Here is a 16,507-nt window from a genome sequence, read left to right on the forward strand (position 1 = left end):
AAGGTTACGGATGGTAACGTGGGGAGTACTCATGCTGATTGGTCTGCAAAAAGCAGTAATAAATTCAGAACTTCAGAATACCGTCAAGTCCCGAAAAAAGAAAAATCAGGTGCGGAATGACGGCTTATTAATAGATATAAGAAAAAGATATGAATATTGAGCGAGTTATTCGCTGTTTACCCGGCCAATGAGTGGCCTGGCGCACAGGGTGATAATTTCAATAGGTCACCACAAGCGTTTCTTCGACGACGAGGGTCCACGAAACTGCGACCGAATAAAAACCTGACTATGGACGTTTTTTCAAGATGAAGGTGCTTTGATACCGTTGGCGAGGTGGGGTTGCCCCTGCATGCAGGGGCAATAAATCAGAGGTATTTGCACAGATAAGAGGTCGGTTCAGCCACTTGCAGGTAGAACTCACTGTTGCCCGGCACAGAAAATACGGCACCGGTTCCGAAAACTTGCCATTCATCGCTGCCCGGCAGTTTTACCGTCAACGCGCCGCTCACAACGGTCATCTCTTCCGGCTGCCCAGTACCAAAGGTGTACTCTCCCGCTTCCATTACGCCCACGCTGGCACGGCCGATGGAGTCACTGTCAAAACCGATAGATTTCACTTTTCCAGAAAAATATTCATTAACATTCAACATAAGTACAGCACCTGTGGTCAGAAACGAGAAAAAAGAAATAACAGACGAAAACCGCTTATGAGGCGGCAGAAACACGTAACATTTGCAGGATCTCAGTCACGATAACATTCGGTGTTGCAGAGGCTGCGACCACATGGTGTGCCACATCGCGATACAGCGTCTCACGCGCCGCCAGCACGTCGGCCATCTCGTCAACAATCGGACGTCCCGTTAAGGTGGGGCGTTGATGCACTTCAGGGCAGGCTTCCAGACGATCGCCCAATAGCGTCGCAGAGGCAAACAAATAGATGACGATCCCCTGCGAGCGCATAAACTGACGGTTTTGCGGTGAAAGCACCATACCTCCGCCAGTAGCGATGACACAGCGCGACTGTGTCACTTGTTGCAGGGCGACGCTTTCTCGCTGGCGAAAACCGTGCCACCCTTCATTGGCAACCACCTCTGCCACACTCATTTTGCTGGTTTGCTGCATAAACAGATCGGTATCGGCAAACTGATAACCTAACGCACGCGCCAACGCATTGCCGACCGTGGTTTTACCGCATCCTCTGGCCCCAACCATAAAAATGGGCTGTGACATGTAATGACCTACCCTTCTCACTTTCCCGGCAGTTTCCGGGACGCATTAATCGATATCAGTTGGCATCATACCGATAAAGCATGACAACAAGAAAGCCTCTGAAGACTAATCCGCATATCTATCCTGACTTACCTTGCATCACCGCCACGTTGTTTGTTATTTCGGGGTAAATGCACGATTTAATGAAATAGATAACAAAGGGAAGAGCAGGAAAGGCTGCCACCCCAAGGGTGGCAGCCCGCTGTGCGCCCATCAGGAACGATAGCGCGGTATTTTTTCCACATGCAACTCAGGCATCAGTAGGTATGGAAATATTCCTGAATCACATCGGCATTATGCGTTTTGCTCAAGGCCAACATCAGCAAAATGCGCGATTTTGCCGGGTTGAGCGAATCCGAAACCAGACCAGGCTGGCTGGCATCGGGCGGGACAACACCACTGCCGGTACGCGTAGAACGTACCACTACGATTCCCTTATTGAGCGCTTTACGGATGCCCGCGTCGCTGCGTTTGGAAACGCTGCCGGCGCCCATTCCGGCGTAGACGATACCTTGCACGCCGTGAGTGATGGCCGCATCATACATATACTCGGGGTCGTCTTGATAACCATAGATAATATCGACGCGAGGCAGCGTTTTAACGTCGGCGATGTCAAACACAGAGCGCGTTGTGTGGATTTTGTCCAAACGATTGTTGAAGTAGACGCGATCGCCGACGATCGTGCCTAAATACCCCTCTTCTGGCGCCTTGAAGGTATCCAGCGGACGCATTGGTTTTACTGATAAAACGCGCAGAGCCGATGCGATCGTTCAACACCACCATCACCCCACGACCGCGCGCATTTTTATCCGCCGCCACTTTAACGGCACCGTACAGGTTCATCGGACCATCTGCGCTGATGGCGGTGGCAGGACGCATCGCTGCCACGAACACCACCGGCTTGTCACTTTTCACCGTCAGTTGCAGAAAATACGGTGATTCATCCAGGGTATCCGTACCGTGCGTAATGACCACGCCATCGACATCGTCGCGCGCCAACAACGCATTGACGCGGTGACTCAGCGTCAGCAACACGTCACTGGTCATGTTCTCGCTGCCAATGTTCGCCACCTGCTCACCGCTAATGGTTGCCAACGTTTTTAACTCAGGAACGGCGTTAATCAGGGTATCAACCCCCAATGCACCGGCCTTGTATCCGGTCGTTTGCGTGTTTGCCGCAGCGGAACCGGCAATGGTGCCGCCAGTTGCCAGGATCACGATATGGGGTAATTTTTCCGCCGCACCCGCTAACGCGGAAAAACACACCACCATCACCACTAACAGCGATCTCACTATCCTTTTCATCACAGTTATCCACTCTTCAGTGCATGAACAATAAAATGCCACTACTGCCTGCCACAGCAGCATTTCCCTATAAATTAAATAGTTTTAACGCGTATAAACGTTGCCTATATTGATATTTACCTCTCAATGATTCCGAAGCAGCTCATCTTGCCCCGAGTGTGAGAAGCGGTATCGTTTGCGGGATCGCAAATTGGCAATAACCCAATGAAAAAAATGCAAAAGGAAGTAAATATGCAAGGCGCATGTAAGGGTTGCGCCTGAGGGAAAGAGAGGGGTATCTGCCGTGATACACCCGCAGATAGCGGTAGGAGTGAAACGCGCTACTCCGACATCACCCAGATTTCATGGGCGAGATCGACCACGTGGCGCAGTTTGTTCCATTGCTGCTCCTCCGTCAGCCATTAGGCGCTCTCGGCTGAGGCAAATCCGCACATCGGGCTCAATGCTAATTGGTTTAGCGGTAAGTAGAGTGAGGCGTCATTAATTCGACGCTTGATGCTGCGCGCATCCTCCAGTTCTCCGGTTTCGGACGTGATAACGCCGAGCACCACGGTTTGTGCTCCGATAGCACGCAGCGTTTCCAATCCGCTGAAATGCGCATCCGCATACTCCAGAAAAAGGCTATTCACGTTCAAGCGGCCCAACGCTTTGGCAATAACATCGGCAAAGGGATTACGGTGCAGGATTTTGGTATCCAGATCGCCACTGCACACGTGCAGGCTGATATACATATCCTTTGGCTTATCCTGCATAATGCGGTTAAGCAAAGAAACGCAGTGCTCAATGAGCTGATAGGGATCGGTGCCATCATCCAGTTCGGCGCGGATCGCCGCGACATCGCCAAACAGGCTCCAGAACGTATCATCCAGTTGCAGGTAACGACAGCCCTGGGCATAAAAAGCGTGCAGCGCCTGAACATATACCTGCGCTAAATCGTCGCAGTAGGCATCCAACGCCTGATAGACACCATTTTGGCGCAAAGAGCGATACATCAACATGCAGGGGCTTGGCAGCGTCTGCTTGGCGACAGCCTGAGGATCGTCACCCACGGCCTGATGCAAAAAACGGTAATGCGCCAAAAATGGGTGCTCGGGGTTAAATGAGACCGGCCCCACAACTTGAAGGCGGCAAGTCGCCATCTCTTGCCGCGTCATACAATAATCCTGCTCCCCCACCGGACCGGCGATACCATGCAGATGGGCAAAAAAATCGTAATGCCCGCCGGTTCGGCGCAGCACGCCATCGGTAATCACATGAATACCGCAGGCCTTTTGCTGCTCCACAACGCGTCTGACTTCATCGTCTTCCAGTTGTGTCAGTTGTGGACGCGTCAGCTTGCCCGCCACGAACGCCGAGCGCGCGCGTTTCAGGCAGGCAGGGCGAAGCAGGCTCCCGACATGATCGGCATGAAACGGCGGGTATTTTTGTATTGTACGACTCATGATAACGGATCCTGTTATTTGAATAACGTTTCTTCCAAACGTCTGTTGTAGCAACCTTGGCGTGTGCAAAGTTGGCTGCACACAAACGGCATCATTCCTACCATGCTCCCCACAGAGCAGCAAATGCAAACTTCACTTTTCATGCAAAAAAAATGCATATTGCATCAAATTCCAACAATCAGGGGAGCGGATCAGAATCCAAGACGAAACAGGAAGGCAAATGCAGATAATGACAATGTTAGGCAGCTTTCTTGAAGAAGACAAAATGGAAATAAAAAAATAACAATAAATAAACATTAACATTCATTATATATACATCACCACAACATCAACCCGACAGAGAGCCGATATCGACAATTAATAAATAACAATATGAATTAATTAAAAAAATACACAACAGGTAGAAACATGTTACCAACACTGCTCCTCATTATCTTAAGAAAAAACTTACACTTTCATGTCGAAACATGTCCAATCGTGTGGATCTTTACAAAAAGCACTCCTATACCTATTACTCAGATACACAAAAACATCAGCAATACATAACAAAAAACACTCAAAAAAATAAGCGATAAGCGCATTTTCTCGCACGTCATCGCCTGACGCGCGCACGCATCTGGCGTAGTTGTGTTTCACCTTTTCTTCACCAGGTAATGCTTTAGCGCTCCCCTTTTCCTGGAGCCCCGCATTGAACGGAGCATATCTACGCATATACCCGTTCAGACCTCAGTGACGAGCGAGAAGAAGGTGAATCATGGCAGAGAGCAACGTTGTCCAAGGGTATATCGGTATCACGGATCGCCGCGGCAGTGGAAATATCGTTCAGCACGTTTCACCCGACGTAACGGATATCGTATTGCAGCACAGCAGCACGGTGAGAATCCCCGGTTCACCAGACCGTGTTGCTCGCTACGAGCGCCAGGGCGACGATCTCATCTTGCACATGCAAGATGGCACTATTGTGCGCTATCAACGCTTCTTCTTGATTGATGCCGAGGGCTATCACAGCGAACTGGTGTTTGATGATGGCACTCGTCTGACGCATATCCATTTCTCCAGCGCCCCCTGCGATGCGGCAGCGCTCAGCGCAGGGGAGACGATACCCCTTATTCCCGAATATGATGTTCTCACCGACATTTCCTCACTGCTGTTACACAGTGCTAGCACCAGTGTGCTCTCGGCCGCAGCCATCGGTGGCATTCTCGGTGCCGTGGCGCTGGGTGGCGGCGTGATTGCCGCCGCCTCCAACAGCAACGATGACGACAGGCCGTCTACACCGCCGCAGTCCCTCACCGTTAATCCACTGACCAGTGACAATATCCTCAACCGCGAGGAGTTCGGCCAATCGCAGGTGCTGAGCGGCAGCACCCGAGATGTGGCCCCAGGAGCGGTGGTCACGATAGTTTTTAACGGCCTGACCTATACCACGCAGGTCGAACAGGATGGCACCTGGAAAATTACCTTGCCCGCCAGCGTATTTGCCGGGCTGGAAGATGGCACCTACCCGATTCAGGTTAGCGTAACGGATGCTCAGGGCGGCACACATCAACAAACCGTAGCGCTGGGAATAGACACGTTACCGCCGTTCCTGACAGAAAATATGCTCACCGGCGACAACTACCTCAATGCCGCGGATCAAGCACAAGGCCAAATGCTGAGCGGCCGCGGCGAAGCCGGGCTCACGGTTACGGTGACACTTAACGGCAAAACCTATACCACCAGCGTCGATAACGAGGGGAAATGGCAGTTGCCACTTTCCAGCGCAGATTTGCAAGCACTGAGCGAAGGCGCAAACACGATGACCATCGTGACCGTGGACAAGGCGGGTAACAGCACCAGCATCACCCGAGAACTGATTGTTGATACCACACCGCCGACCCTCACGGTACAAAAGCTTACCGGCGATGATTTCCTGACCGCCGATGAATTAAAGAATACGCAAACCCTATCAGGCGTTACCTCACCCAACGAGGCTGGGCAGAGTGTCACCGTCACCTTGAACGGCAAAACCTACAGCGGCATCGTCAATAGCGACGGTTCCTGGAGCATTCCATTGTCTGCCACGGATTTGCAAGCGCTCACCGATGGCACATATCCCCTGGTTGCGTCTATCACGGACAAAGCGGGCAATGCCACTACGCTACCCGATCAGATCATCACCGTGAACAGAGCGGCGGAAGCGATTAACATCAACACCGTCTCCGGGGACGATCGGTTGAACGCCGTTGAAGCCACGCAGCCGTTGTTACCTTCCGGTACCACCGCGAATGTGGCGGGGGGCCAAACTGCCACCATTACCTTCAATGGGCATGTTTACACGACTACTACCAACAACAATGGCAGTTGGAGTTTCAGCGTGCCCAGTAGCGATTTGGTATTTAATGCCGATCGCAGCTATGACATCAGTGCCAGCGTGACAGGACTGGGCGGCACCACGCTGACGACAACACACCCCATCACAGTTGTCGTTAACACGCTGCCTGTCGCGACGCTGGAACCTCCGTTTAACGACAGCGTGCTTAACGGCACAGAAGCGGGTGAGGATCAAACGCTGAAAGGCACCACTGGCGTAACCGGGCCGGGCCAGAGCGTTACCGTCAGCATCGGCGGCCAAGCCTATACGGGCACCGTGGATAACAGCGGCAATTGGCAGGTGAAGATCCCCAGCAGCGGCTTGCAAAATTTGCCTTCCGGCAACGACAGCATCGTCACCGTAGAGGTGAGCGACGCCGCAGGCAATAAAAATGTCCTGAGCAAACCCGTGCCGGTGGACACCACGCCGCCCACGTTGACGCTTTCCCCGGTAGGGCAAGATGACATCCTTAACAACAGCGAGTTGGGCGCCAATCAAGTCATCAACGGTACCGCCTCTACCAGCGAAGCCGGGCGTACCGTCACCGTAACGCTGAATGGCAAAGACTACACCGCCATTGTCGATCCCAGCGGCAACTGGCAAATCACCCTGCCAACGAACCACTTGAGCGATCTGACCAATGGCGCCCACACCCTCACGGCCACCCTGAGTGACAAGGCCTGAAACATCAGCACCCTGACCCATACCTTTACCGTCGATAACGGCGTTGCTTCCTTACCGACGATAACCATTAATCACTTCGCCGGAGATGACGTTGTCAATGGCGCAGAAAGCAAGGTCAGCCAGATTTTAAGCGGCTCCACCACCAACGTGGAAGCGGGGCAAACGGTCACTATCCAGCTACATACCAAGACCTATTTCGCCACCGTCAACAGTGACGGCAAGTGGTGGGTCAGCGTACCCGCCGACCATATGGCGGACCTGCCGGAAGGTCCGATTGCCATCACCACGGCGGTCAGCGATACAGCGGGGAACAATGGCAGTGGCACCTCCTGGAGCGATGTCGATATCAGCAACGACAGCATCTCCATCAGCATTGTTGCCATGGATAACCAACTGAACCAGGTGGAAGCGTCACAACCGCTGACCGTCAGCGGCATCACGGTCAACGTCACCATCGATCAAACCGTCACCCTGAACGGCGTCGAATACACCACCACCACGGCGGCGGACGGCAGTTGGAGTGTGACCATTCCCAGTGAGGCACTGTTCGCGCTGCAAGATGGCACTACCGTGATCCATGCCAGCGTTTCCAACCCCGGTGACGAGCCGGTTACCGCCCAGCGTAATCTGGATGTACACATCCACAACGTGCCGCAACCGTCAATGGAAACGCCCTTTGGGGATGGGGATAATGTGCTGAATGCCACCGAAGCCGCAAGCGGCCAAGCGGTGATCGGCAAAACCGGTGTGAGCGGTAGCGGACAGAGTGTAGTGCTCACGCTGAACGGCAAAACCTATCAGGCTACCGTGGATGCGCAAGGTAACTGGCGCGCAGACCTTCCCGCCGCCGACCTTCAAGTGCTCTCTGCCGGGTCACAGCCGCTGCGCGTGACGGCAACCGATGTCGCAGGCAACAGCAGCGAAGTATCCAGCATCGTCACCGTGGATCGGGTCCCCCCCACATTGACGCTAAAACCGATCACCCTCGATGGTGTCATCAATTACGCCGAAAGCCAGAGCAACCAGGTGATATCCGGTAACGCGTCACTGACAGAAGCGGGGCGTAGCGTACTGGTGACATTCAACGGCAAGCAATATTCTGCTACCGTTCAGGCCGATGGCAGCTGGAACGTGACGGTGCAAAGCACCGATCTGCAAGCGATGGGCGATGGCACTTACACCCACAGCGCTACCGTCTCCGACGCTGCGAGCAATAGCACTACCGCCAACGGACAGGTCACTTTGGATGCTAACGTCGCCAACCTGCCCGTGCTTACCGTTAATGCCGTAACCGGTAATAACATCATCGACGGCGCTGAAATCAAGGCTGCGCAAATCCTCAGCGGTTCCAGCCTCAATCTGGAAGCAGGACAAACGGTCACCGTCATCCTGAATGGCAAAACCTACCTCACCACCGTAGACAATCAGGGGCACTGGCAGGTTAGCGTGTCTGCGACAGACCTGGCACAGTTGGCACAAGGGCAGCACACGCTGGAGGTCAGCGCACAGGACAAGAGCGGCAACCCCTCCTCGGCAACTCACAGCTTCGAGGTGAATACCGCGTTGAGCGGCATCGCCATCGATCCGGTCACCGGTGATGACAAGCTCAACCTGAGTGAAGTGGCGCAAAATATCACGGTTACTGGCTCCAGCCAGAATGTGGCAGCCGGCACGTCTGTCATCCTCAGTCTGCACGGCAAAACCTACACCGGTACCACAACGGCAGACGGGAAATGGAGCGTCCAGCTTCCCGCGGCCGATCTGCAGCAGTTGGTTGACGGCACGACCACCCTCACCTTCAGCACCGTGGACAGTGCCGGCAATACGCTCAGCGGCAGCCACGCAGTCGGCGTGTTTATCCACACGCTGCCCAGCGCCACGCTCAACCCGGTGTTTTGGCGACGGAGTGCTGAATGCGGTAGAGGCAGGCAGTACGCAAACGCTAGGCGGTACTACCGGGCTTACCACACCCGGACAAACTGTAACTGTAACGCTTGGCGGAACAGAACATGCCGCAACCGTAACCCCCACCGGAAGCTGGAGCGTGACGCTACCGCCGTCAGCGTTGCAGACGCTGCCAGAAGGCAGCGCGCCGCTATCCATCGTGGTTAAAGATGCGGCGGGCAACCAGAGCACCCTGACGCAAACCATCACCGTTGATCGCACCCCGCCGACGTTATCGCTGGGCAACCTGGCGACAGACAATATTCTTAACCAGAGCGAAGTTTTAACGGCGCAAAACCTAACCGGTAACGCGTCTACGGCGGAAGCGGGCCGCACGGTCACAGTGACGTTTAACGGTAAATCCTACAGCGGCACCGTCGGCGCAGACGGCCAATGGTCTGTCGCGCTGAGCGCCGCCGATCTGGGCGCATTGAGCGATGGTACCTACACGCTCAGTGCCACGCTGAGCGATGCCGCAGGTAACAGCAGCACCGTAACGCGCACCATCACCGTGGATGCCAGCGCACAACATGCCCCGCGTATTACCTTGGGTAACGTGGCGTTTGATAACATCATCGATGGCGCAGAAATTCAAAGTAGCCAAACGCTCAGCGGCACCACACTCAATGTGGAAGCGGGCCAAACGGTAACACTGACGTTTAATGGTAAACCCTACAGCGCCATCGTGCAGTCCAACGGTACCTGGAGCACCACCATCCCGTTGCTGGATATGAGCCAACTGGTTAACGGCACCCAGACTTTGAGCGCCACCGTTTCCGACACCTCTGGTAACACCGCCAGTGCCAGCCAGCCGATTACCATCAATACCAACACCAGCGTGCTTGCGATAGCCGCCATCACCGGGGATAACCGACTCAATGCTCAGGAAGCAGCGGACGGTATTACGATCAGCGGCAGCAGCAGCAATATTGCCGCCGGAGCCAGCATTACCGTGTTGCTCAACGGCAAAGCCTACTCTGCCATCGTGCAGGCAAACGGCAACGATCCCCGGTAGCGACCTGACCGTTCTGGGCGATGGCACGCTTACCGTCAGCACCATTGCCACCGACCAGGTCGGCAAAACGGTTACCAACAGCCAAACCTTGCAGGTGAGTATCAATCAACCGCCACAGGCCACCCTGGACGCGCCTTTTGGCAACGGCTACCTCAACCAGAGCGAAGCACAAGCCGGACAAACGCTGACGGGCACCACAGGCATCAGCGGTGCCGGTCAAGCCGTGAAAGTGACGATCGGCAGCGATACGTTTATCGGCACAGTGAACAGCAGCGGTCACTGGCAATTAGCGCTGCCCGCCAATGTCCTGACCCAACTCAGCGACGGGGTGACATCGATTTCCGTCACCGTTACTGATGCTGCGGGGAATACCTCAACGGCTAACGGCAGCGTCAACATTGATTTAACGCCCCCGGAGCTGACCATGAATGCGATCAGCAGTGATGACATCACCAATATCGCCGACAGTCTGCAACCGCTGGTGATCAGCGGTACCTCTCCTGTTAACGACAGTGGTCAAACGGTGGTGATTCGTATCACCTTCAACGGGCAAATCTATCAGGGCACGGCGCTCAGTGATGGCACCTGGCAAATCACCGTTTCCGCCGGCGATCTGGCAGGCAGTGCCAACGGTATTACCACTGTCGTCGCCACCATGGTTGATGCGGCAGGCAATAGCGGCAGCGCCACGCGTGATGTCACTCTGGATACCGATTTCACACAAGCCCCCACTGTGGCTATCGGTACCTTATCAGGCGATGATTACCTCAATGCGCAAGAAGCCACGCAGGCATTGACCTTGAGTGGCACTAGCACGCACATCGAACAAGGACAAACCGTTACGCTAACGCTGAATGGCAAACCCTACAGCGCCACGGTACTGGCAAACGGCACTTGGAACGTTGAAGTCCCCGCGTTGGACGTTAGCGAACTGCCGGATGGCAAGCTCACCGTCAGCGACAAAGGCGGTAACCCTGCCAGCAACAGCCATACGCTGAATGTGATTGCACAAGCGGCGGATATGCCCACCATCGCGATCTCTACGGTTTCCGGTGACGATGTGGTTAACGCGCAGGACGCCGGTAGTCCAATGACCATCAGCGGTTCAACCACCCATGTCACACCGGGGCGCAGCGTTAGCGTATCGCTGAACGGCAAAACCTATCTGGCCACGGTCGGCAGCGATGGTGGAGCACCACAGTACCCGCCAACGATGTGCAGGCTCTGCCACAGGGCCAGCAACCCATTACCGACAACGTGAGTGATATTGCAAACAACCCGGCCAGCAATAGCCACAGCATCACCGTGGACACCACACCGCCGCTGCTGGAAATTGATGCACTGGTTACGCCCGGCGATATCGGCCTGGCAACCGCATTGGCGGGGGTGCCCATCAGCGGTAAAGGGAAAGCGGGATTGTACGTTACCCTTACCGTTGGCAATAGCGTTTACACTGCCGTCACTAACAGCAACGGGGTCTGGCAGACCACGCTCTCTGCCAGCGATCTGCTAGCGTTAGGGGATGGCACCGCCACTCTGAAAGCCAAAACCACCGACAGCGCAGGTAACAGCAGCAGCGATACGCTGGATATTACGTTGAAAACGCAAGCGCTGCCCACGCTCTCTGTGAACCCCCTGTTTACCGACAACCAGCTCAATCTGGCCGAACTGCAAGCTGGCGGCACCATCGGTGGCAGCTACACCACCACTGGCACTACCTTGGCGGGCGGGTTGTGGAGTGCAACCATTCCGCCCAATGCTCTGTCTGGATTAAGTGATGGCAGCATGCAGGTTAGGGTCACGTATTCAATGAGTGTATTGCTACATAGTCTGGCATGCAAAAAAGGTGTTTAAAACCAGCCTGAATGCATGAAGAGAACATAGAGCATGAATACTATTTTTATTGCGGAGCAACACATTGAATACGTGACCCAGAATAAGTCTGATGTGCATTGATGATAAGCACGTTTTTTATCCGAGGCTGAGTTGCGTCGATAGCGCCGGTGGCAAAACTGGGTAACACCACAGCAGCAGTAGCTACCAATCCGGCTTTAATAAAGTCACACCGCTCTCGAACCATGGCATCCTCGCTATTGGTTTGTTTGCCGGCAGATGTGCCGCAGGGGAACCGCCAGTTCTTATCCATCATGTCAATTCCTTTTGCCGTTTTATAAAGAAAGACCCTCGAAACCACGATGGCTAGAATAAGGGGGTATAGTTAACAAGGATGACAACGATCAGGATTTTTTCTGATGCAGAAGGCGAGCACTTAGGAGGACTCCCCAAAAGGGATGTGCAAGAATAATGGGATAAACGGCGCTGCGATAAGGCAAAAACAAAAAAAGAACCTTTCGGTTCTTTAAATGTTGGAGCGGGAAACGAGACTCGAACTCGCGACCCCGACCTTGGCAAGGTCGTGCTCTACCAACTGAGCTATTCCCGCATCATGCTATAAACACTGAACATCGCAACACTATATAAGATTAATATACAGTGTTACTCGGTTAGCGTTGGCCACCAACCTGTCCATGGCGAGCATTTTACTGACCTACCCTGACCAGTCAATAAAATTATCCCTTAACGCTCATCAATTGCTGTTTTTTACGACGTAGAGGTCAGGAATCCAGCAAATCACGCCACGCGGCACTCAAATACTGGAACATGGACCAAAAGGTCAACACGGCGGCAATGTAGAGCGCGATAATGCCCGCGCCTTCGACCATACGCTCAGGGCGCCAGAGTAGACCAACCAGTGCCAGCATTTGCGCCGTTGTTTTCACCTTTCCTACCCAAGACACCGCAACGTGACTGCGTTTGCCAATCTCAGCCATCCATTCGCGCAGAGCGGAAATAATGATTTCTCGCGCAATCATCGTGGCGGCTGGCAAGGTTATCCACCACGCATGGTAATGCTCGGCCACCAGCACCAATGCCACCGCAACCATCATCTTGTCAGCCACCGGATCGAGAAAGGCACCAAAGCGCGTGGTTTGCTTCAAACGGCGCGCCAGAAAACCATCAAACCAGTCGGTAACCGCCGCGACCACAAAAATAAAGGCGCACAGCAGAGGTGCCCAATTAAAAGGGAGATAAAATGCCAGCACAAAGAATGGAATAAGGACAACGCGAAACAGAGTTAGCAATGTTGGTATGTTCAATTGCATAGGGATTGGCTACTTTGGCTGGTATCGGTTGGTGGATATGTTGCTACATTGTCCCTAGTGTTTCAATGCATGAAAGATTTTTTCTGCCAATGCATGCGAAATTCCTGGCACATTCGCAATGTCATCAATGCTGGCATTTAACAGTGGCTGCATTCCACCCAGGTATTTCAGCAGCATTTGCCGACGTTTTGGCCCAACCCCTTCAATCAGTTCCAGAGAACTGGTGTTTTTTACTTTTGCCCGTTTCTTTCGGTGCCCAGCGATAGCGTGATCGTGCGAATCATCGCGAATATGCTGAATAACGTGCAGCGCTGGCGAATCCGCCGGTAAGGCGATCCCTTCCCCGGTCGCTTCGAAAAACAGCGTTTCCAATCCCGCCTTGCGCTCTGTCCCCTTGGCGACGCCAAGCAGCAGCGGTTTGCGTTTATCCCACGGCACATCCAGCTCATCGAACACCGCGAGCGCCTGCCCCAATTGGCCCTTTCCGCCATCGATAACAATCACGTCGGGAATTTTGCTCTCTTCCAACGCTTTACCATAGCGACGTTTCAGAACCTGGTTCATGGCCGCATAGTCATCCCCCGGCGTGATGCCACTGATGTTGTAACGACGATACTCCGAACGCAACGACCCATTAGCATCAAACACCACGCAGGACGCCACTGTCTGCTCCCCCATGGTATGGCTGATATCAAAACACTCCATACGCGCAATGTTTTCCAGATGAAGCACCTCAGCCAACGCTTTTAAGCGCTGGTGGATAGTGGATTGCTGCGAGAGCTTGGTTACCAATGCCGTGGCCGCATTGGTGCGCGCCAGTTTCAAATAGCGGGCGCGATCGCCGCGCGGTTTGGTTTGGATATGAATACGTCGCCCCGCGACCTCAGACAGTGATTCTGCTAATACCTCTTTCTCTGGCAACGCAAAATCCAACAAGATTTCGCTCGGCAGCGTGCGCGACAAACTGCCTTGCAGATAGAACTGCCCTACAAACGTCTGTACCACTTCCGCCAGCTCCGTTCCGGCCGGTACTTTTGGGAAATAACTACGGCTCCCCAGCACTTTGCCTTGACGAATAAAGAGCACATGCACACAGGCCATACCGGCATCGAAGGAAACGCCAATCACGTCCAGATCTTCGCCATCGCCCGAAACAAATTGTTTTTCGGTGACGCGACGCACCGCCTGAATCTGATCGCGTATACGTGCCGCTTCTTCGAAATCCAACTGACGGCTGGCCGCTTCCATACGCGCGACCAGTTGATTGAGCACCTGCTGATCTTTGCCTGAGAGAAAAAGCCGCACATATTCTACCTGCTGATGGTAGTCTTCTTCACTGACCAACCCCGCGACACAGGGGCCAAGGCAACGCCCAATCTGATACTGAAGACATGGCCGCGAGCGGTTTCGATACACACTGTTTTCGCACTGGCGAATAGGAAAAAGCTTTTGCAGCAATACCAGCGTTTCACGCACGGCATTGCCGTTTGGAAAGGGGCCAAAATATTCCCCTTTGGCGTGCTTGGCACCGCGATGGACGGCTAATCGTGGGTGGGTATCGCCACTGAGAAAGATCATCGGGTACGATTTATCATCACGCAGCAATACGTTATAGCGCGGCTGATATAGCTTGATGTAGTTGTGTTCAAGCAGCAGCGCTTCGGTTTCTGTATGGGTGATGGTGACATCAATCTGATGAATAGCCTTCACCAGCGCTTCCGTCTTACGGCTGGCAACGTTGCTGCGAAAATAGCTTGCGAGGCGCTTTTTTAGATCTTTTGCTTTCCCGACATAGATGACCGTGTTGCTCTCATCGTACATACGGTATACACCAGGCTGGCTGGTGACAGTTTTTAAAAACGCGGGGGAATCGAAATGTTCACTCACTGCTTAACCTTCGCTCACTGCCTGTTATTCACTGCTCATGGACGGCTCCGCGTTAAACAATCCGTGGCGGATAGCCAAATGTGTCAACTCAACATCACCACTCACATTCAGTTTGCTAAACATGCGGTAACGGTAACTGTTTACGGTTTTCGGACTCAGGCTTAACCGTTCGGAAATTTCCGTGACCTTTTGCCCCTGAGTGATCATCATCATAATTTGTAATTCACGTTCAGACAAACATGCCAGCGGGGTTTCGGTGTGCGGAGCCAATTGGCTCAATGCCATACGTTGTGCAATATCAGAAGCAATATAACGACGGCCCGCATGCACCGCGCGAATGGCACAAATCACTTCCTGCGGCGCAGCCCCCTTGCTGAGGTAACCCGCAGCACCCGCCTGCATGGCTTTAGCAGGTAATGGATTCTCGGTGTAAATGGTTAGCATGATAATTTTAATTGCAGGCGCAAAACGCGCTATCTTGCGCGTGGCTTCCAGCCCACCGATTCCAGGCATGTTCATGTCCATCAAGACGACATCGACGGGATGCTGACGGCACCACTTAACCGCATCTTCACCACAGTGCGCCTCGCCAACCACCTTTAACCCTTTGGTGTCGTCGAGAATGTGCCTTATCCCTGTTCGCACCAGTTCATGGTCATCTACAAGAAAAACGCTAATCAAAAATTATTCTCCGAAAAGGGTGTAACGCTGAACACCACGCAACCGCAGATGGAAGCGACAATTTTTTGAGAAAATTATAAAACAGCGACATTTCACACTTACACGCTAAATAATTCCCGTTGCAGGACAGCGACAAACGAGAAAAAACGTTTGTTACACGTTCGAGCAGCCTCTGCACTTGGCCGAAAGGTGAACGTCAGAAACGAAGTTCATTAATCCTGACACTTTCTAAAGTCAGTGATTGGGAGCAACAAACGTAGCGACCGCGCATGCAACGTGAAGTATGACGGGTATATCGACGTATATAGCAACAATAACCCAGTGTCGCTGAATCGGAGCAACAAAATACCTAAAACATCATGATACACATCAGTCACAGCCATGCCACATAAATTTGATGTTGCCGCGGTAAGAGAGTGGTTTTATTCGTTATTCAGTGGATTGAGCACGCCGTGTTCATTGGCTTGGTATTGGACTCTTGCTATACACGGCAATAAAAAATCGCACATGTGTTAATTTAAACAGCCTTTACATTTTCTTTTCATCGCGCAGTCATTATTCACAATACATAATGCGAGCCTTGTTAGTTAAAAAAGATAAAAAAGTTGCGTTACAAACAGAAAAGCATCATTACTTCCCTAAATAACTGTTCCGAATAGTAGATCACCTGAAGGGAACTCAGTCCGAGTTGAGCGATCTGATCAATCGATAAAGATCCCAAATCATCAACCGGACTGAGCGATGTCGAGCATAGCACCGATAC

At 53.1% G+C, this 16,507-nt stretch carries 11 protein-coding genes, 1 tRNA gene and 2 pseudogenes; 5 read left to right on the forward strand and 9 right to left on the reverse strand.

What is annotated here, in order from left to right:
* Window positions 1-365: 365 nt before the first annotated feature.
* From ppnP to ACTBDZ_RS07915, 4 genes and pseudogenes are all read right to left on the reverse strand, one after another.
* Complete coding sequence (gene ppnP / locus ACTBDZ_RS07900) at window positions 366-650, reverse strand: pyrimidine/purine nucleoside phosphorylase (RefSeq protein WP_438814918.1); 285 nt, start codon at window positions 648-650, stop codon at window positions 366-368.
* 55 nt (window positions 651-705) lie between these two features.
* Complete coding sequence (gene aroL, locus ACTBDZ_RS07905; RefSeq protein WP_438814919.1) at window positions 706-1,230, reverse strand: shikimate kinase AroL; 525 nt, start codon at window positions 1,228-1,230, stop codon at window positions 706-708.
* A 296-nt stretch (window positions 1,231-1,526) separates the two neighbouring features.
* Window positions 1,527-2,541, reverse strand: a pseudogene (locus ACTBDZ_RS07910) (type II asparaginase).
* 434 nt (window positions 2,542-2,975) lie between these two features.
* A complete protein-coding gene (locus ACTBDZ_RS07915; RefSeq protein ID WP_438814920.1) occupies window positions 2,976-4,016 on the reverse strand; it encodes a 5-methyltetrahydropteroyltriglutamate--homocysteine S-methyltransferase in 1,041 nt (346 codons plus the stop codon).
* Window positions 4,017-4,770: 754 nt separating this feature from the next.
* On the opposite strand from ACTBDZ_RS07915, the gene ACTBDZ_RS07920 reads away from it, so the two are divergent.
* The 5 genes and pseudogenes from ACTBDZ_RS07920 to ACTBDZ_RS07940 all read left to right on the forward strand — a co-directional run bounded on the left by ACTBDZ_RS07920 (window position 4,771) and on the right by ACTBDZ_RS07940 (window position 11,866).
* A complete protein-coding gene (locus tag ACTBDZ_RS07920; protein ID WP_438814921.1) occupies window positions 4,771-7,053 on the forward strand; it encodes an Ig-like domain-containing protein in 2,283 nt (760 codons plus the stop codon).
* 66 nt (window positions 7,054-7,119) lie between these two features.
* Window positions 7,120-8,820, forward strand: a pseudogene (locus ACTBDZ_RS07925) (Ig-like domain-containing protein); the annotation flags it as partial.
* Window positions 8,711-10,012 (forward strand): Ig-like domain-containing protein, encoded by a 1,302-nt coding sequence (locus tag ACTBDZ_RS07930; protein WP_438814922.1) that lies wholly within the window; start codon window positions 8,711-8,713, stop codon window positions 10,010-10,012. The pseudogene ACTBDZ_RS07925 and the gene ACTBDZ_RS07930, both read left to right, overlap by 110 nt.
* Window positions 9,927-11,273 carry an Ig-like domain-containing protein gene (locus tag ACTBDZ_RS07935; protein WP_438814923.1) on the forward strand — a complete coding sequence of 449 codons (1,347 nt, stop codon included), beginning with the start codon at window positions 9,927-9,929 and terminating at the stop codon, window positions 11,271-11,273. The genes ACTBDZ_RS07930 and ACTBDZ_RS07935 overlap by 86 nt, the downstream gene beginning before the upstream one ends.
* Entirely contained in the window at window positions 11,270-11,866 is a 597-nt protein-coding gene (locus tag ACTBDZ_RS07940) for an Ig-like domain-containing protein (RefSeq protein WP_438814924.1), read from the forward strand. The genes ACTBDZ_RS07935 and ACTBDZ_RS07940 overlap by 4 nt, the downstream gene beginning before the upstream one ends.
* 46 nt (window positions 11,867-11,912) lie before the next feature.
* Here ACTBDZ_RS07940 and ACTBDZ_RS07945 read toward each other — a convergent pair whose 3' ends face one another.
* From ACTBDZ_RS07945 to uvrY, 5 genes are all read right to left on the reverse strand, one after another.
* Window positions 11,913-12,161 (reverse strand): hypothetical protein, encoded by a 249-nt coding sequence (locus ACTBDZ_RS07945; protein ID WP_438814925.1) that lies wholly within the window; start codon window positions 12,159-12,161, stop codon window positions 11,913-11,915.
* Window positions 12,162-12,379: 218 nt separating this feature from the next.
* Window positions 12,380-12,455 (reverse strand) — tRNA-Gly (locus ACTBDZ_RS07950).
* 172 nt (window positions 12,456-12,627) lie between these two features.
* Window positions 12,628-13,176 carry a CDP-diacylglycerol--glycerol-3-phosphate 3-phosphatidyltransferase gene (gene pgsA / locus ACTBDZ_RS07955; RefSeq protein WP_438814926.1) on the reverse strand — a complete coding sequence of 183 codons (549 nt, stop codon included), beginning with the start codon at window positions 13,174-13,176 and terminating at the stop codon, window positions 12,628-12,630.
* A gap of 54 nt (window positions 13,177-13,230) precedes the next feature.
* A complete protein-coding gene (gene uvrC / locus ACTBDZ_RS07960) occupies window positions 13,231-15,063 on the reverse strand; it encodes an excinuclease ABC subunit UvrC (RefSeq protein ID WP_438814927.1) in 1,833 nt (610 codons plus the stop codon).
* Window positions 15,064-15,087: 24 nt separating this feature from the next.
* Entirely contained in the window at window positions 15,088-15,744 is a 657-nt protein-coding gene (uvrY, locus tag ACTBDZ_RS07965) for a UvrY/SirA/GacA family response regulator transcription factor (protein ID WP_438814928.1), read from the reverse strand.
* Between the last annotated feature and the right edge of the window lie 763 nt (window positions 15,745-16,507).

Origin of the sequence: Symbiopectobacterium sp., from assembly GCF_051710365.1 — a bacterium.
Taxonomy (GTDB): Bacteria; Pseudomonadota; Gammaproteobacteria; order Enterobacterales; family Enterobacteriaceae; genus Symbiopectobacterium.